At 28.8% G+C, this 16601-nt stretch carries 18 protein-coding genes; 13 read left to right on the top strand and 5 right to left on the bottom strand.

Annotated elements, in window-relative coordinates; genetic code table 11:
* Positions 1 to 2: 2 nt before the first annotated feature.
* The gene (locus tag JG780_RS02680) at positions 3 to 722 is read right to left on the bottom strand and encodes a winged helix-turn-helix domain-containing protein (RefSeq protein WP_004103564.1); all 720 of its coding nucleotides are present in this window, start codon (positions 720 to 722) and stop codon (positions 3 to 5) included.
* A 210-nt stretch (positions 723 to 932) separates the two neighbouring features.
* Here JG780_RS02680 and JG780_RS02675 point away from each other — a divergent pair, with 210 nt between their 5' ends.
* The 4 genes from JG780_RS02675 (at position 933) to JG780_RS02660 (ending at position 5685) form a co-directional block, all read left to right on the top strand.
* On the top strand, positions 933 to 3074 hold the full coding sequence (locus JG780_RS02675; protein ID WP_012579367.1) for a sodium-translocating pyrophosphatase: 2142 nt from the start codon (positions 933 to 935) through the stop codon (positions 3072 to 3074).
* 13 nt (positions 3075 to 3087) lie between these two features.
* A complete protein-coding gene (locus tag JG780_RS02670) occupies positions 3088 to 3831 on the top strand; it encodes an energy-coupling factor transporter transmembrane component T family protein (protein WP_012579366.1) in 744 nt (247 codons plus the stop codon).
* Between the two features lie 90 nt (positions 3832 to 3921).
* Entirely contained in the window at positions 3922 to 4665 is a 744-nt protein-coding gene (fabG, locus tag JG780_RS02665) for a 3-oxoacyl-[acyl-carrier-protein] reductase (RefSeq protein WP_004103556.1), read from the top strand.
* 96 nt (positions 4666 to 4761) lie between these two features.
* Complete coding sequence (locus JG780_RS02660) at positions 4762 to 5685, top strand: 1-phosphofructokinase family hexose kinase (protein WP_287569131.1); 924 nt, start codon at positions 4762 to 4764, stop codon at positions 5683 to 5685.
* Here JG780_RS02660 and JG780_RS02655 read toward each other — a convergent pair.
* Together JG780_RS02655 and JG780_RS02650 are read right to left on the bottom strand one after the other, a co-directional pair.
* A complete protein-coding gene (locus JG780_RS02655; protein WP_287569130.1) occupies positions 5650 to 6666 on the bottom strand; it encodes an NAD-dependent epimerase/dehydratase family protein in 1017 nt (338 codons plus the stop codon). The genes JG780_RS02660 and JG780_RS02655 overlap by 36 nt on opposite strands.
* Entirely contained in the window at positions 6663 to 7091 is a 429-nt protein-coding gene (locus JG780_RS02650; protein WP_012579363.1) for a MarR family winged helix-turn-helix transcriptional regulator, read from the bottom strand. The genes JG780_RS02655 and JG780_RS02650 overlap by 4 nt, the downstream gene beginning before the upstream one ends.
* Positions 7092 to 7266: 175 nt before the next feature.
* Here JG780_RS02650 and JG780_RS02645 point away from each other — a divergent pair, with 175 nt between their 5' ends.
* The 9 genes from JG780_RS02645 to JG780_RS02605 all read left to right on the top strand — a co-directional run bounded on the left by JG780_RS02645 (position 7267) and on the right by JG780_RS02605 (position 14932).
* Complete coding sequence (locus JG780_RS02645; protein WP_004103537.1) at positions 7267 to 7797, top strand: GNAT family N-acetyltransferase; 531 nt, start codon at positions 7267 to 7269, stop codon at positions 7795 to 7797.
* Positions 7794 to 9131, top strand: coding sequence for an aldehyde dehydrogenase family protein (locus JG780_RS02640; protein ID WP_287569129.1), 1338 nt, complete (start codon positions 7794 to 7796; stop codon positions 9129 to 9131). Before JG780_RS02645 ends, JG780_RS02640 begins: the two co-directional genes overlap by 4 nt.
* 282 nt (positions 9132 to 9413) lie before the next feature.
* Positions 9414 to 10235 (top strand): phosphate ABC transporter substrate-binding protein PstS family protein, encoded by an 822-nt coding sequence (locus JG780_RS02635; RefSeq protein WP_114702412.1) that lies wholly within the window; start codon positions 9414 to 9416, stop codon positions 10233 to 10235.
* A gap of 11 nt (positions 10236 to 10246) precedes the next feature.
* Positions 10247 to 11107: a PstC family ABC transporter permease gene (locus tag JG780_RS02630; protein WP_004103529.1), complete on the top strand. Its 861-nt coding sequence runs from the start codon at positions 10247 to 10249 to the stop codon at positions 11105 to 11107.
* Positions 11100 to 11921 carry a phosphate ABC transporter permease PstA gene (gene pstA / locus JG780_RS02625; protein ID WP_004103528.1) on the top strand — a complete coding sequence of 274 codons (822 nt, stop codon included), beginning with the start codon at positions 11100 to 11102 and terminating at the stop codon, positions 11919 to 11921. The genes JG780_RS02630 and pstA overlap by 8 nt, the downstream gene beginning before the upstream one ends.
* Positions 11908 to 12660: a phosphate ABC transporter ATP-binding protein PstB gene (pstB, locus tag JG780_RS02620; protein WP_004103526.1), complete on the top strand. Its 753-nt coding sequence runs from the start codon at positions 11908 to 11910 to the stop codon at positions 12658 to 12660. The genes pstA and pstB overlap by 14 nt, the downstream gene beginning before the upstream one ends.
* 14 nt (positions 12661 to 12674) lie before the next feature.
* A complete protein-coding gene (gene phoU / locus JG780_RS02615; RefSeq protein WP_004103524.1) occupies positions 12675 to 13343 on the top strand; it encodes a phosphate signaling complex protein PhoU in 669 nt (222 codons plus the stop codon).
* Positions 13321 to 13989, top strand: coding sequence for a response regulator transcription factor (locus JG780_RS02610; RefSeq protein ID WP_004103521.1), 669 nt, complete (start codon positions 13321 to 13323; stop codon positions 13987 to 13989). The genes phoU and JG780_RS02610 overlap by 23 nt, the downstream gene beginning before the upstream one ends.
* Positions 13982 to 14932 carry a sensor histidine kinase gene (locus tag JG780_RS02605; RefSeq protein ID WP_004103519.1) on the top strand — a complete coding sequence of 317 codons (951 nt, stop codon included), beginning with the start codon at positions 13982 to 13984 and terminating at the stop codon, positions 14930 to 14932. Before JG780_RS02610 ends, JG780_RS02605 begins: the two co-directional genes overlap by 8 nt.
* Here JG780_RS02605 and JG780_RS02600 read toward each other — a convergent pair.
* Together JG780_RS02600 and JG780_RS02595 are read right to left on the bottom strand one after the other, a co-directional pair.
* Entirely contained in the window at positions 14919 to 16034 is a 1116-nt protein-coding gene (locus JG780_RS02600) for an ROK family transcriptional regulator (protein ID WP_287569128.1), read from the bottom strand. The genes JG780_RS02605 and JG780_RS02600 overlap by 14 nt on opposite strands.
* A gap of 127 nt (positions 16035 to 16161) precedes the next feature.
* A complete protein-coding gene (locus JG780_RS02595; RefSeq protein ID WP_004103513.1) occupies positions 16162 to 16596 on the bottom strand; it encodes a transcriptional regulator in 435 nt (144 codons plus the stop codon).
* Between the last annotated feature and the right edge of the window lie 5 nt (positions 16597 to 16601).

Genomic DNA, 16601 nt, shown 5'->3' with positions numbered 1-16601 from the left:
CATTATTCTTCCTTTCCAGGATCTCTAAACTTGTACCCTTTCCCTCTAACAGTTACAATATATTTTGGATTAGAAGGATCTTCTTCTATTTTTGTTCTAAGTCTTCTTATATGTACATCAACTGTTCTTGTATCGCCAAAGTAGTCATAACCCCATAATTTATCGAGTAGTACATTTCTTGAGAAAACTTTACCCTCATTTTCAGCTAAAAATCTTAAAAGATCGAATTCAAGAGGAGTAAGGTTTACTTTTTTACCTTTAATTTTAACTTCATATTTGTCCACATCTATTTCGAGATCTTTTGCAACAATTTTTTTAGGTTTTTCTTCTTTAACTTGAGTGGAAAGTTGCATTCTTCTGAAGACTGCTTTTATACGGGCAAGTAATTCTCTTATACTAAATGGTTTAGTTATATAATCATCTGCGCCAAGTTCCAAGCCTAATACTTTGTCGAATTCTTCACCTTTAGCACTTAGAAAAATTACAGGTGTAGATTTATATTTTTCTTGACTTCTAATATTTCTGACAAATTCAAATCCATCCATTCCAGGTAACATAATATCAACTAAAAACATATCAATTTCTTTGTCTTTTATTTCTTCTAAAGCTTTTTCGGCATCTTCAACAGGAACAACCTCATATCCTTCTTTTTCAAGTGTAAAGCTAATAAGTTCTAATATCTCAGGCTGATCATCAATAACCATGATCCTTCTCTTTCCCATAAAATTAACCTCCTCTCGATTTTAAATGTTAACTGATATCTTCTTGAAACATTATATCATATTTTTTAACAAAATGGAAATACTTTTGCATGTTTTTGGAACAAAAAAATGTTATAATTCTGTTAACAAAAGGTGATAATAAAATGTTTAAAGAACTTTTACATTATAAATTTAAGTTAGAATTTTCACAAAGATTGAGGGGGTGATGATATGTTTATATATTTATTATTACCTATTGTCGGTGTATTTTTTGCTTTGTTAAACTTTTGGAGTGTAACAAAAAAGCCAGAAGGTACTAAAGAAATGATAGAAATAGCAAAAGCTATAAGAGAAGGTGCTGATGCATTTATTTCCCATGAATACAAAGTTGTTTTTAAAATATCTGTTCCAATTGCAATAATCCTTGGATTATTGACTGAATGGTATGTTTCAGTTTCATTCTTAATAGGTGCTCTAATGAGTTCGATAGCAGGTTATATTGGTATGAAAATAGCAACGCGTGCAAATGTAAGAGTTTCAAACACTGCTCGTCTAACAAAAGACATAGATAAGACATTAAAAGTAGCTTTTCAAGGTGGTTCAGTTATGGGGCTTTCTGTAAGTTCATTTGCTCTCCTTGGATTGGGATTAGTTTTTTTAATTTTTGGATATCAGTTAAAAAAAGAATATTTAGTAATTGTAGAAAATTATCTTGGTATAAATTTTATTCCGTTTGCAATGACAGTTTCTGGGTATTCTTTGGGCTGCTCAATAATTGCAATGTTTGATAGGGTAGGTGGAGGTGTGTATACAAAGGCAGCAGATATGGCGGCAGATTTGGTTGGAAAAACTGAATTAAAACTTCCTGAAGATGATCCTAGAAACCCTGCAACAATTGCAGATAACGTTGGAGATAACGTTGGAGATGTTGCAGGACTTGGTGCAGATTTACTTGAAAGTTATGTAGGGTCTATACTTTCAGCGATAGTTTTAGCTTCATATATCTTTGCACTTTCTGGTGGGATATATTATGAAACTGCAAAAAAGTTAATTTTTTATCCTTTTTTGTATACAATAATAGGTTTAATAGGAAGTATTATAGGTATTTATTATATAATATTTAAAAAAGGCTCTGGAAAGCCACACAAAGATTTGAATACTGCACTTATGTTATCAGCTTTTTTAAGTCTGGCTGGGAATTTTTTAATGACAAATATATTTTTTGGAAATGTAGATGGTCTTGAAAAATTTGGGTTTAGATTTGGAAAATTTTCACCTTATGTTTCTTCAATTTTGGGGATCTTTTCAGGTATTATTATTGGTCTTCTTGCAGAATATTATACATCTGATGAGTTTAGACCAACTAGAGAGTTAAGTTATAAATCAAAAGAAGGAACAGCAATAGTAATTAGTAGTGGCATGGCATTAGGAATGAAAAGTGTCTTTATTCCTTCTATATTTTTGTTTATTTCAATCTTATTAGCCGATTATTTTTCAGGTTTATATGGAGTAGCAATGGCTTCAATTGGTATGCTGTCATTTGTTGCAACATCTGTTTCCGTTGATTCATACGGCCCTATTGCAGATAATGCAGGTGGAATAAGTGAAATGGCAAAACTTGAACCAGAAGTTAGGGAAATAACTGATAAACTTGATATGGTTGGTAATACTACTGCTGCAATTGGAAAAGGTTTTGCAATTGGTTCTGCAGCACTTGCAGCATTATCTTTATTTGCATCTTATGTTTTTTCACAGACTTCACCAGGGATGTCAGTGAAAAATATATTTGATTTTCTTAATTTGAATATAATAAATGCAAAAACACTATCTGGAGCAATAATAGGTGCTGCACTTCCATACATGTTTAGTGGGATTTTAATAGAATCGGTAGTAAAGACGGCTGCTTTAATGGTTGATGAAATTAGAAATCAAGTTAAAGAAAAGCCAGGTATTTTAAAAGGGACTCAAAAACCTGATTATGAAAAATGTATAAGAATTAGTGCATCAGGTGCTATAAAACAAATGTCTAAGCCAGTTTTTATTGCAGTATTTACACCAATAGTTTCAGGTTTTTTCTTAGGTACAGAATTTGTTGGAGGAGTGTTGGTAGGAACTACTTTAAGTGGTATAATGTTAGCGTTATTTACTGCAAATGCTGGTGGCGCTTGGGATAATGCTAAAAAACATCTTGAGCAAGGTAAAATTCCTGGAACTAGTAAAGGTAGTAATGAACATAGTGCATTAGTCATAGGTGATACAGTAGGAGATCCTTTAAAAGATACAGTAGGACCAAGTTTGGATATACTTATAAAAATTATGTCTGTAATTTCTTTAATTTTGGCTCCATTATTTTTGAAATTCCATATTTTTTAACAGGGGGTAAGTTATGAAATTTGCTTTTGGAAGGTATGTTCCTACAGACTCAGTTATTCATTCTCTAGATCCAAGATCAAAAATTGTATCTTCATTTCTTTTTATAGCAACAGTTTTGTCAGTTAGTAGTTTATATGATTATATATGGTTATTTCTTTTGTTTATGGTAATAGTAAAGTTGTCAAAGATTTCAATAAAGATCTATCTTAGATCAGTTAAGAATATGTGGTTTTTAATAGCTTTTGCAACTGTTATACAGTATTTTGTAAGTGGTATTGAAACTGCGGCTTTTATTGCATTGAGATTAATTTTTGTAGTTTTGTTTGCATCGTTTCTTACATACACAACTTCTCCGCTACTTATTGCCAGAGGTTTGGCTGATTTATTGAAATACTTTGGTGTGAAAAAAAGATATAGAGAAGACTTTAGTATGATCATGACTATTTCTTTTAGATTTATACCAATTCTATTTGATGAAGTTGATAGGATTATTAAAGCTCAAATTGCAAGAGGGGCAAAGTTCGATCAACCTGGGATAAGGTATAAAGTTCAGGGTATCGTGGCTATAATTATACCATTGCTAATCTCTGCAATCAGAAAGGCAGAAGAAATTTCAATAGCACTTCAAGCTAGAAAATATGGAGTTTTTGAAAGAAGTAGTTATTATGTTTTAAAATGGAAGAAAATTGATACATATTTTATTACATTTTCATTATTAGTTTTTTTATTTCTTTTTATTTTAAAAATTATTTTTTAATAAAGGTTGTTAAAATGCAATAATAATAGTATAATTATAATTGAAAAAGTTAAATGAGTCTAATTTTATCAACAAAAAGGGGGTTTTTATATGAGATTGAAAGATAAAGTTTGTATTATAACCGGAGCAGCAAGTGGGATAGGAAAGGCAGCTGCATTGTTATTTTCAAAAGAAGGTGCTACAATCATTGCGTGTGATATGTCCGAAGAAAATTTAAAAGTATTAAAAGAAGAAAATCCTGGTCCTGGAGTTATTGATACTTATGTTTTGGATGTTACAGATAGAAAGAGAATAAATGAGGTTGTTGAAGAAGTTGCTAGTAAATATGGTAAAATTGACGTTTTAGTAAATAATGCAGGAATAACGAGGGATGCTCTTTTGTTAAAAATGAAGGAAGAAGATTGGGATGCAGTAATTAATGTTAATCTAAAAGGTGTATTTAATATGACGCAAGCAGTTGCACCTTTTATGATTAAAGCAGGTAAAGGAAGTATTATTAATACATCTTCAATAGTTGGAGTTTTTGGAAATATAGGCCAGACAAATTATTCCGCAACAAAAGCAGGTGTAATTGGTATGACTAAAACTTGGGCAAAAGAGCTTGCAAGAAAAGGTGCCCAAATTAGAGTAAATGCCGTTGCTCCAGGATTTATAAAAACTCCTATGACTGAAAAAGTTCCTGAAAAAATAATTAACGCTTTGAATGAAAAAATTCCATTAAAGAGAATGGGTGAACCTGAAGAAGTTGCAAATCTCTATTTATTCTTAGCTTCAGATGAATCTTCATATATTACAGGGCAAGTAATTGGTATAGATGGTGGATTGGTAATTTAAAGAGTTTATATATTGAAAAGGTGCCTGTAAAATGCCAGGCACCTTTTTTTATTTTTTATGTTAAAATTAATTAAAAGATTAAAGGAGGTAATATATATGATATTTACACTTACAATGAATCCGTGCCTTGATAGGTATATTTATGTAGATGATTTAAAGCTTGATGACACAATCAGAGCAAAAAAAGTAGTGGATTATCCTGCAGGAAAAGGAATAGATGTATCAAGGGTTATTAAAGAGCTTGGTGGGATTTCAGTAGCTATTTCTCTTTTAGGTGGTGATACTGGAAGAAAAATTGAAGAAATGCTTGATATGGAAGGCGTTATATATACGACGATAAGGGTTAGTGTAGAAACAAGAACAAATATTATTTTAGAAACAAATAGTGGACAGTTTAGAATAAGCGTTCCAACTAAAAAAGTTTCGAGAAAAAAGCTAGAAACAGTTTTAGAAGTTTTAAATGCTATAGTTAGAAAAGAAGATATTATTGTAATTTCTGGAAGTCTTCCAACTGGAGTTTCTCCTGATTTTTACACAGGAATAATTTTTGCACTAAAACAATGGGGAGTATATGTTTATTTTGATGCAGATGGTGAAAAGTTAAAATCAGGGTTATTGGGTGGTCCTGATGTAATAAAACCTAATCAACATGAGTTTGAAAGGCTTGTTGGTAAGAAAATAGAAAAGTTTGAAGATTTTATAGAACAAGGTAAAAAATTGATTTTGGAGTATAATCTTAAAGAAATATTACTAACTTTAGGATCAAAAGGATCTTTATTATTGGCAAATGATGAAGGATATTTTGCAAAACCTATTGATGTTCCAGTAAAGAGTGCAGTAGGGGCCGGAGATTCATTTTTAGCAGCTTATGTTTTAATGAGAGAAAAAGGTAGATATGAAGCCTTTAAGTGGGCAAATGCAGCAGGAAATGCAGCAGTTATGACTCCTGGAACCGAGTTATGTAAAAAGGACGATGTTTTAAATTTACTTGATAGAGTGCAAATTGAGAGGATTTATTAATTTCTCTTTTAAAAAGTAATTTGAAAGCCATTCCAATGTATCGTAAAGAGTTATTTTTATATCTCTTGGATTATAATTTATTTCTTTTGTAGCTTTTTCATGTGAAAATGTATAGTTTCTTGTTAACGTATGTATTGAGTAAGGAGTAAATAGTGGTTTTTTATTTACAAGATACCCAAAAGTTGTTGAAAATAATGATAAAAAATATGCAAAATTTGTATTTATAACTTTTGGTTTTATGTTTTTCCCGGTGATTTCATTTAAAAGATGTATAAGTTCAGTCATTTTAAAAGTTTTGTTTGAAAGTATATAAAAATTAGCTCTTTTATCAAGGTAAATAAGTTTAATAATTCCATCTGCAACGTCTCTTACATCTACAAAATCAAAACTTCCATCAATAATGTATTTGAGTTTGTTTGTTAAATATTTTAAAAACATTATTCCCATTTCAGATGGTTTAAAATCAAATGGACCAATAATACCAGTTGGGCATACGGTGGTAATGTCTAAACCTGATTTTATTGCGTTAAGAACTTCAAGTGCTGCAAATGCTTTTGATTTGCCATATACTCCAGAAGTTTTTGAAGGATCGATATTAGTGTTTTCATCTATAACAGTTCCAGGCTTTGGCTCTTCAAATGCGTGAACTGAGCTAATATAAATTAGTTTTTTATTTAACTTTTTACAAACTTTTAGTATGTTTTTAGTCCCGTCTATATTTACTGAGTAAACAGCTTTTTTCTTCCAGGGAAGTATTGATATAAGTGCAGCAAGATGAATAATTATGTCAGCATCTTTTGATAGTTTTTCAACTAGTGTATAATCTCTTACATCACCTTTTACTATTTTTACATTTAATCCTCTCAAACTTTCACATTTGTCACTTGGATGAACAAGTGTTACAACTTGTTCATCCATTTTTAAAAGCTTTCGGATAAGAACATTGCCTAAATGTCCTGAACCACCAGTAATTAATATCATTTTTTCTCACCTCCTAAATTTTTAATAAAGTATTCAAAGCCTTTGTTAATAATTTGAAGTTCATTATCAGGAATTTTAGAAATGGTATAGTCGACAATTTTATTAAAATCTTCCAAAAATTTATTAAAAATGTTTTCGCCTTTTTTTGTTAAAATTAAGAATATTTTTCTTCTGTCTTTTCTAGACCTTATTCTTTTGACAAGATTTTCTTGTTCTAATTTGTCAATAATGACTGTTATAGTACTTTTTGAAAGATTTAGTTTTTGAGAACATTCTTTCATTGTAACGTTGTTATTTAAGGCAATAAAAACAAATACATAAAATTCATTTGTAGTCATTTTTGAAAATACTTTGTTTGAATGAAAAAAATTGACAAAATTTACTACTAGTGAGAAGATTGTTTTCAAGATATCTTCTTTATTCAAAATAGCACCTCCTAATATGGTTTAATATATAAACTATTTATATTATAAACAATTTATATTATGAACCAAAATTAGAATAAACTGTTTGTGTCTTTTTGAAAGCAATTTACAGTTAATTATCTTTTTTATTCTTTCTTTTTGATATAATTAAGTTAAGAAAGAAGGGGGGATTAAAATGTACAATGGAAAATTAGTTAGGTTAAGGGCGTATGAAAAAAATGACTTGGAAATAGCAAGGAAATTTGTAAATGATCCAGAGGTTAAAAAATATTTGATCCCTGGAATTCCGTTTCCATTAAGGGTTGATGATGAAGAAAAATGGTATAACAGTTTAAACCCATTTGGAAGAGGAGAATATTCTTTTGCTATTGAAAGGATTGAAGATGGGAAATACATTGGAGGTTGTGGTATAAACAAAGTTGATTGGAAAAACTCAGTTGCTGAAGTTGGTATTTTTTTGGGAAAACCATATTGGAATAAAGGATATGGAACAGATGCTATGAGAGTATTAGTCAATTTTATTTTTAACGAAATGAATATTAATAAAGTAAAGTTAGAGGTATTTTCATTCAATGAAAGAGCAATAAGAAGTTATGAAAAAGTAGGATTTAAAATAGAAGGGGCTTTAAGAGAGGAGATATTTAGAAATGGTAAATATTATAATGTAATTGTTATGGGTTTGCTAAGAAAGGAGTGGAACAGTTGATAAATTCTTTAAAAGAATTTTTCAGTACTGGAAAAACATATGATTTAGAGTTTAGGATTAATCAATTAAAAATTTTAAAACATGCATTGGAAGAGTTTGAAGAAGATTTATATAGTGCTCTTTTTCTTGATTTAAATAAATCAAAAGAGGAATCTTTTTTGACAGAAATATTTATTGTTTATAGAGAAATAAAATATTTTATTAAGAATTTAAAAAAACTTTCAAAACCTAAAAGAGTAAAAGTTGGTATTGAGAATAAATCTGGAAAAGGTTTTTTAATTCCTGAACCATACGGTGTAACTTTAATTATTTCGCCTTGGAATTATCCTGTAAATTTAACCCTAACTCCTTTAGTTGGAGCTATTGCAGCTGGAAATTGTGCTGTTTTAAAACCTTCTGAATATTCAGAAAATGTTACTAAAGTTTTAGAAAAAATGATAACAAAGTATTTTTCAGAAGATTATATAAAAGTAGTTACAGGAGATGCAGAAATTTCTAAAAAACTTTTAGATCAAGATTTTGATTATATATTTTTTACGGGGAGTCCAGGTGTTGGAAAATATGTAATGAAAAAAGCATCTGAAAGGCTAATTCCAGTAACACTTGAGCTTGGGGGAAAAAATCCAACTATTGTAGATTCAACTTGTGATTTAGAACTTTCAGCTAAAAGAATTGCTTGGGGAAAATTATTAAATGCAGGGCAAACATGTATTTCTCCTGATTACTTAATAGTTGAAGAAAGTATTAAGGAGCAACTAGTTGAAAGGTTAATTAAATATTTCGAAGATTTTCAAAGTAAGATGGCTTGTATAATTAATGACAGGCATGTAAAAAGACTAAAAAATTTGTTAAATAATACAAAAGGAAGAGTAATTTTTGGAGGGAAAGTATATGAAAGAAAGTTTGAACCTACTATTGTAGATGATGTGAAAATAAACGATTCATTAATGAGTGAAGAAATATTTGGTCCTATTTTGCCTATAATTACATTTAAAGATGAAAAAGATATATTTGAAATAATTAGTAAAAATCCATATCCTTTGTCTCTTTATGTATTTTCGAATAACAAAGCTTTTGTTAAAAATGTTATTAATAAAATTCAAGCTGGTGGGATAAGTGTAAATGACACAATTTCTCATTTTGTCCCAGAAAGTTTTCCTTTTGGAGGAATAAAAACAAGTGGAATAGGAAGGTATCATGGTAGATATAGTTTTGAAACATTTTCACACTTAAAACCGGTATTTTTTAGAGGAAAGTTTGAAATTAACGTAAAATATCAACCATATAAAGGTTTTGAAAAAATTCAAAAAATGTTAAGAAAGTGGTACTTATGATTTTGATTTTTAACTTTTTATAGCAGTTTACATTGCTACAGTTTTATTTGCAAAATCAGAGAATAATTGACTGCTTATTTATGAGCAATTTAAACTTTTGGTATTTATTTGCACTTTAACTTTAGGAAAGTTCAGCAGTATTTATAGGCTTTCATTTACTTTTTATACCATCCTTAATAAATCTCTCCTTTATCTCTTAACATTTCTTAATATTTCTAAAAAAAAGTAAAATGTATATTTTAGATAATACTCCTGGAGACCAAAAACCAGGAGGTGTTTCTTATGAGAAAGATTTTTGTCATTTTTGCGTTATTGTTGGTGTTTTTCGCATTTTCAAGAACTTTGGTAATCAAGGGTTCAAACACTATTTTCCCAGTTGCTCAACTTTGGATAGAAGAGTTAAAAAAGATGTATCCAGATATGGAGATAACACTTGAAGGAGCAGGTTCATCGACTGGGATTGCAGCCCTCTTTAACGAGACAGCAGATATTGCAAATTCAAGTAGATGGTTAAAAGAAAGTGAAATTGAAAAAATGCATAGTATGAAAAAATATTTTGTACCTATTATTGTTGGTTATGACGGTATAGCAGTAATTGTAAATAAAAATCTTGGAATAGAAAATATATCAATAGATACTTTGAAAGATATATACACTGGAAAAATAAGATACTGGAGTCAAGTTGATCCAAATTTACCTAAAAAGCAAATAGTAATTTATTCAAGAAATACGGCATCTGGAACTTTTGAAACATTCGAAAATAAAGTTTTGAATAAGGAAAAAATGGCTCCATGGGTTAGGATGGTTGAAAGTACTCAATTTGAAATTGAATCTGTAAAAAATAATCCATATGCAATTGCCTATACTGGAATTGGATATGTTACAGAAGATGTTAAAGTTTTAAAAGTTGATGGTGTATTACCAACTAAAAGAAATATTTTAGAAGGAACCTATCCAATTTCAAGGCCATTGTACATGTTTGTTGATGCATCAAACGGATACCTAGTTGATGATCTCATAAAGAAATATGTTAATTTTGCAGTTTCTAAAAAAGGACAAGATTTAGTAGAAAAAGCAGGATATGTTTCTGCATATGGATTTTAGGGGGTAAATAAATGAGGACTTTTAAGTATTATTTTCAGATGTTTTTAATATACTTTTTTGCGCTGTTGTCCATCACAGCGCTTTTTCTCTTGATAGTATTTATATTTAAAGAAGCATTGCCAGCAATTGTTGAACTAAAGTTAAAACCGTTGATGAGCGTTTATTGGTATCCAACATATGATCCTCCTGAATTTGGTATGTTAGCACTAATTGCTGATACTTTACTTGTAACATTAGTTTCATCAATTATTACTATTCCAATTGGTTATTTTATAGCATTTTATCTTCATACTTATTCAAATGGTTTTGAAAAGAGATTCATTAAATTTATTATTAGTATTTTGTCTGGAATTCCATCTGTTATAATTGGAATGTTTTTGGTATTTTATATTTCGCCAATATTTTTGAATTTTGGTGTATGGTCTACTGAGAATTTTCTTCTAGCAGTTATTGGCCTTTCTTTGCTTTCACTTCCTTATTCTGTTTCGCTTATGACAGATTCTTTAGATAGTGTTCCAAAAGAATTAATTGAAAGTTCACTTTCTTTAGGAGTTTCTAAATTTATTACTACATTAAAAATTACAACTTTGGCATCACGTTCTGGATTAATTAACTCAACAATTTTAACAATTAATAGGATAATAGGAGAAACAATGGTGGTTTTATTGGTTGGAGGAGGAGCAGCAATGATTCCAACTTCATTTTTTGATCCTATAAAACCTTTAACGGCAGCTATAGCTAGTGAAATTGGTGAGGCTGGAGTCGGAAGTATGCATTATCATTCATTATTCCTAGCTGGTTTAATTTTATTAGTAATTTCTTTATGTTTAACTTATTTATCAAAGTTAAGGAGCTGGAAAACATATGGATAAATTTGCAAAAATTATCTTAAAGATTTTGTCATATATAGTAGTAGTTTTTATTGTGTTTATAATTATAGAAGTTTTAGCAAATGGAATAAAATATTTTTCTTTAGATTTTTTTACAAAGTATCCAGAAAATGGCATGAGGCAAGGTGGAATATTTCCAGCAATAGTTGGCAGTATTTATATTATTATTACAAGTGTTATTTTTTCAGTTCCGTTAGGAATTTTTACTGGCATATTTTTAGCAGAGTATAAAGATAAGAAGATATCAAAAATAGTAGAATTAGCAGTTACTGGGTTAAGTGGAATGCCATCTATAGTTTATGGTTTATTTGGATATGCTATGTTTTCAATTGCTTTGGGATTTGGAACTTCAATATTGTCAGCATCTCTTACACTTTCTATAATGACTTTACCAATAATTTCAAATTCAACAAAAGAAGCTATGGCAAGTTTACCAAAAGAACTTAAAGAATCTGCATATGCATTAGGTGCAAAAAGAAACGAAACTATTTTTAAAGTGTTATTAAAAGCATCAAAATCAAGAATTACTACGGGTGTTTTATTAGGACTTGGGCGAACTTTAGGAGAAACTGCACCAGTGTTGGTAACAGGATCTGTTTTTTATGCTACTAGTATGCCAAAAAATATTTTTTCTCCAGTAATGACATTGCCAACTCATATATACTATCTAATTTCTGCATATGGAAAAGAATCAATGTGGATGACAAGTGGAACAGCAGCATTTCTTCTAATTTTGATTTTGGTTATTTACTTGATTGCTTATAAAATAGGAGGTATTAGTAATGGAAATAATTGAATTTAAAAATTTTGGAGCATATTATGGAGAAAAAAAGGTTGTTAATAATGTGACTTTTCCAGTTTATATAAATAAAATTACTGCGATAATAGGACCTTCAGGTTGTGGAAAATCAACTCTTTTAAGGAGTATAAATAGGATAAATGATGAAATTCCAGGATTTAAAGTTGAAGGATCACTTTTAATTGATGGAAAAGACGTTTATAAAGATGTAGATGATTTAACAGTTTTGAGAAAGAAAGTTGGTATGGTCTTTCAAAGGCCTGTTCCGTTTCCAATGAGCATTTATGAAAACATAGCTTTTGGATTAAAAATCCATGGGGTAAAAGATAAAAGTAAAATAAATAAAATTGTTGAAAAGACTTTAAAAGAAGCAGCACTATGGGATGAGGTAAAGCATGAACTTGATAAAAATGCTTATTCGCTTTCAGGAGGGCAACAGCAAAGGTTGTGTATTGCAAGATCTCTAGCTATTGAACCTGAAGTATTACTTTTAGATGAGCCAACATCTGCACTTGATCCAATAGCAACACAAAGAATAGAATCGCTTTTGGAAAGATTATCAGAAAAGTATACAATTGTTATAGTGACACATAATATAGCACAAGCAATTAGAATATCAGATTACATTGCATTTATGTTTAAAGGAGAACTTATTGAATTTGGAGAAACATCTGAAGTTGTAAGAAATCCAAAAAATAAATTAACAGAAGAATACTTAAATGGTAAAATAGGTTAAAGGAGGAATAAAATATGGATACTATACATTTTGAAAAAGAATATTCAATGTTAAGAGCTTATATTTCAAAAATGCTTTCACTAGTATCTCAATCTTTTGAAAATGCAATTGAGGCGTTAGAATTTTTTGATGTTTCTCTTGCAAAAGATGTTATTAATAGGGACGATGAGATAGACTTATTAAATAGACAGATAGAAGAGAAAGTTTACGATATTATAGCTCGTTATAATCCTATTGGGAAGGATTTAAGGTATATAATTACAATGATTAAATTTTCGAATAATTTAGAAAGAATTGCTGATTTGTCTTGCAATAGTGCAGAAAAAGTCATTTATTTTGAAAAGAACAATATTGATTACAAGATGATAAGGGAAGTAAAAGAAATGTTTGGAATAGTATTAAAAATGCTGCATGATACATTTTTGGCTTTTTCAAAAAAAGATATTGAATTATCAAAAAAAATATGGTTTGATGATAAAAATTTAGATGATTTAGAAAAGTTGATAAGAAACAAATCAAAGGATCTTGATAATAAAGAATCTATTATATACAATATTCTAATAGCGCGTGATTTAGAAAGAATAGGCGATCATTTAACAAATTTATGTGAAGAGATAATTTATATAGAAACTGGAAAGGAAATAAAGGAGATAATAAATTATGAAAAGGATTCTAATAGTTGAGGATGATTTGTCAATAAGAAATATTCTGAAAAAATATTTAAAGTCTCATGGATATGAAGTTGACGAAGCAGGAAGTATAGTCGATTTTCGTAAAAAGTTATATAATGATAAATTTGATCTGGTTTTGCTTGATATAATGCTTCCTGATGGTTTTTCGATAAATGAATTGCCGGATATAAAGGTTAATTTTCCAGATCTTGGAGTAATTATTATTTCAGCAAGAGATAGTGATAATGATAAAATATATGGTCTTGAAATTGGAGCCGATGATTATGTTGCAAAGCCATTTAATCCACGGGAAGTTGTTGCAAGGATAAAATCGTATTTTAGAAGGGTTTCAAAAAATAATGAATATATAAAATATGGACCTTTAGAAATATTTTGTGAAAATTATGTTGTTAAATTAAACAATAATGAAGTTGAGATGACAGCTAAAGAATTTGAAGTTTTATGTTTACTTGCAAAAAATCCAGATTATGTTTTTTCAAGGGAAAAAATTTTAGATACAGTTTGGGAAGATGAATTTATTTCAGATAGAGTTGTTGATGTTCATATAAGTAATATAAGGAATAAGCTAGGAAAATCTTGGATAAAAACAATAAGAGGAGCAGGATACAAATTTAATCCGAGGGGATATGATGTTTAATTTTGAAATTTTTCAGAATTTTGATGAACCAATTATAATGCTTGATGGTTTAAAAATAGCCAAGGCAAATAATAAAGCATTGGAATATGGTTTTAAAGAAAATTTTGAAATTTTGGATGTTTTTACATCAAAAAATATTGATGTAATTATTGAGTATTTAATAGAGAGAAAAAATTTTGAACTTGAAGAAAAGCTTTATTTTTTTGAGTTTTCAGATTGGAGATATGTAAAAATTAAATTTTTTGATAATTTACTTTACTTATCGGATTTAACTGAATATATAAAAATTAAAGAGGCAAAAGTTAATTTTACAACAGCAATTTCCCATGAATTATTTAATCCACTTTCGATTATTAAAGCTAATACAATTTATCTAAAGGATACTCTTAATGAAAAAAATAAAGATATTTTGGAAGCTCTTGAAGATATTGAAAAATCTTCAAATAGGATGGAAAGAATTATAAAGCAGTTGAAAGTACTGGCTATGTTAGAACTTGGAATGTATAAACCTAAGATTGATATAGTAGATTTTGAAAAGATATTAAACGAGGTTATTGATGAACTTTCACAGAAATTGAAAAGTAAAAATTTAACGATTGATTTAAAAATTTTAAATAAAGAGTATAAAAGTGATGGTTTTATGCTTTATACAATAATTAAAAACGTGCTTTCTAATTCTATAAAATATTCATACAATAATTCCACAATTATCATAGAGGCATATAAAGACAAAATAATAATTAGTGATAGTGGAATTGGTATAAAAAAAGAAGATTTAGAAAAAGTTACACAAAGATTTTATAGAAGCAAAGAAGCCACCAAAATGGCAACAGGGTCAGGATTGGGGCTTTCGATTGTAAAACATATTTGTAATATATTAAATTATAAGTTGATTATAGAATCCAATTATTTAATTGGTACGAAAGTTATCATTCAATTTTAGTCATTATATATTTTTGTAAGGCATTAATTGATGCGCCTAATTCGATGTTGTTTTCAAGTCCACGGAAAATTATAGGTATTGGTATTTTGTTTGAATTGATAATCTTTTTTTGTAACATCTGTGAAAACCATGGTGTTACACCTTCACCTGTTAAAATAACCTTTTTTGGCTCTAAAATTCTAAAGATTGTTGAAATAAATATTGTTAGATAATTAAAAGTGTCTTCATATATTTCCTCGGCTCTTTTTTTAAAGGTTTTATAAAGCGTTCTTACTTCTTTTAGATCATTTTCAAAATTTTCTTCATTTTCTATAAAATCTACAATTTTAAGGTTATTGAATTTAAACTTTTTTAAAACAGCGTAATCAGAAGCAAGAGTTTCAAGACAACCCGTACTTCCACAATAACACTTTTCATGTCCTCCAGCAAAAAAATGTCCTATTTCTATTATTTTTCTATTTTTATTATTTTTGAGTTCACCATTTCCATAGTAACATGCACCAATTCCTGTACCATAATTAATAACTAAAATGTCTTCACCTTTGTATTTAATATATTCTTCAGTTGCAATTGCTTCAACATCATTTAATATTGAATGCACGGAATTTTTAAAGTGAGTTTTAACAATTTTTTCAGGGGAAAAGTTTTCAAGTTTTAGAATTTTTGAATTTATTTTTTGTTCTACAACTTCTCCAGAAAAAGCCATTCCAACAGCTTTGATATTTTCTTTTTCAGAAATTTTTTCAAAAGCATCATTTAAAAATTTTGAGAGATTTTCATTTCCAATATTTTTTTTACTAAGTTTAAAAGTATAGCGTTCAAGAATTTCAAAGCGTCCATTTAATTTTGTAATGTTTACATAGTCTCTTCCAACTTTAACTCCCAGTGAAATCCAATAATCTTTATTTAATGATAGATACTGCTTAGGTCTACCTTGTCCCAATGATGGTTCTTTATATATTTCAATAAGGTCTTTAATTTTTTTTATAGTATAAGACAACGTAGATGGAGTAATATTTAATTTTTTTTCAAGTTCTGTTCTACTAATTTTATAGCTGATTAATAATTCATTAAGTATTTTTTGTGATGTTGATATTTCCATTTAATTCACCTCTTTAATTTGCTTTTGATATACGTTTTAATTTTATCATATATCTTAATTTATTTAAAGTTAAATTTAATTTTAAAACTAATTAACGAGAAATAGATTGAAAAGTAAATCAAAGAGATTAATCTTCTGGAAGGTAATCCTTAACTTTGTTATAGAATTCTTTTATGAAATTTTTCAAAATATAATTTTCTTGTTTTAATTTTTCGTTTTCTTCTAAAATTGAACTAATTGAGATTTGTGATTCATCGATTTGACCTTGTTTTAGTAAATCGTATGTTTCTCTAACAATTTGACCCGCTTTACTTTCTCCTTTTAAATGTTTTCTAATTGTTTGTTCTGTTCTACCAAGTTCTTCAGCTATTTCTGGAACTCTCATCCCAGCTTTTTCTCTTGCTATTGCACTTGAGGCAACCGCTAAACTGTCAACCCATGTGAGTCTTTCAGACGGATCTTTTATTAGTTCTAAAACATCTTTTCTAAATAATGTCGCATAAAGTAATATACTTTCAAGTTTGTGAATTTCTTGTTTTCCCATAGGAGTTAGTGGTATCATAATGG

It is taken from the genome of Thermosipho sp. (in: thermotogales), from assembly GCF_020054775.1.
Lineage (GTDB): Bacteria > Thermotogota > Thermotogae > Thermotogales > Fervidobacteriaceae > Thermosipho > Thermosipho africanus.
The sequence above is the reverse complement of the archived record's forward strand: the minus strand, read 5'-3'. Positions and strand labels throughout refer to the sequence as shown.

Excerpts from the sequence above, each read along its gene's own strand:
- JG780_RS02645 (WP_004103537.1), top strand. The coding sequence starts at position 7,267 with ATGTACAATGGAAAATTAGTTAGGTTAAGGGCGTATGAAAAAAATGAC.
- JG780_RS02670 (WP_012579366.1), top strand. The coding sequence starts at position 3,088 with ATGAAATTTGCTTTTGGAAGGTATGTTCCTACAGACTCAGTTATTCAT.
- JG780_RS02630 (WP_004103529.1), top strand. The coding sequence starts at position 10,247 with ATGAGGACTTTTAAGTATTATTTTCAGATGTTTTTAATATACTTTTTT.
- JG780_RS02655 (WP_287569130.1), bottom strand. The coding sequence starts at position 6,666 with ATGATATTAATTACTGGTGGTTCAGGACATTTAGGCAATGTTCTTATC.
- fabG (WP_004103556.1), top strand. The coding sequence starts at position 3,922 with ATGAGATTGAAAGATAAAGTTTGTATTATAACCGGAGCAGCAAGTGGG.
- JG780_RS02680 (WP_004103564.1), bottom strand. The coding sequence starts at position 722 with ATGGGAAAGAGAAGGATCATGGTTATTGATGATCAGCCTGAGATATTA.
- JG780_RS02600 (WP_287569128.1), bottom strand. The coding sequence starts at position 16,034 with ATGGAAATATCAACATCACAAAAAATACTTAATGAATTATTAATCAGC.
- pstB (WP_004103526.1), top strand. The coding sequence starts at position 11,908 with ATGGAAATAATTGAATTTAAAAATTTTGGAGCATATTATGGAGAAAAA.
- phoU (WP_004103524.1), top strand. The coding sequence starts at position 12,675 with ATGGATACTATACATTTTGAAAAAGAATATTCAATGTTAAGAGCTTAT.
- JG780_RS02595 (WP_004103513.1), bottom strand. The coding sequence starts at position 16,596 with ATGATACCACTAACTCCTATGGGAAAACAAGAAATTCACAAACTTGAA.
- JG780_RS02610 (WP_004103521.1), top strand. The coding sequence starts at position 13,321 with ATGAAAAGGATTCTAATAGTTGAGGATGATTTGTCAATAAGAAATATT.
- pstA (WP_004103528.1), top strand. The coding sequence starts at position 11,100 with ATGGATAAATTTGCAAAAATTATCTTAAAGATTTTGTCATATATAGTA.
- JG780_RS02635 (WP_114702412.1), top strand. The coding sequence starts at position 9,414 with ATGAGAAAGATTTTTGTCATTTTTGCGTTATTGTTGGTGTTTTTCGCA.
- JG780_RS02660 (WP_287569131.1), top strand. The coding sequence starts at position 4,762 with ATGATATTTACACTTACAATGAATCCGTGCCTTGATAGGTATATTTAT.
- JG780_RS02605 (WP_004103519.1), top strand. The coding sequence starts at position 13,982 with ATGTTTAATTTTGAAATTTTTCAGAATTTTGATGAACCAATTATAATG.
- JG780_RS02675 (WP_012579367.1), top strand. The coding sequence starts at position 933 with ATGTTTATATATTTATTATTACCTATTGTCGGTGTATTTTTTGCTTTG.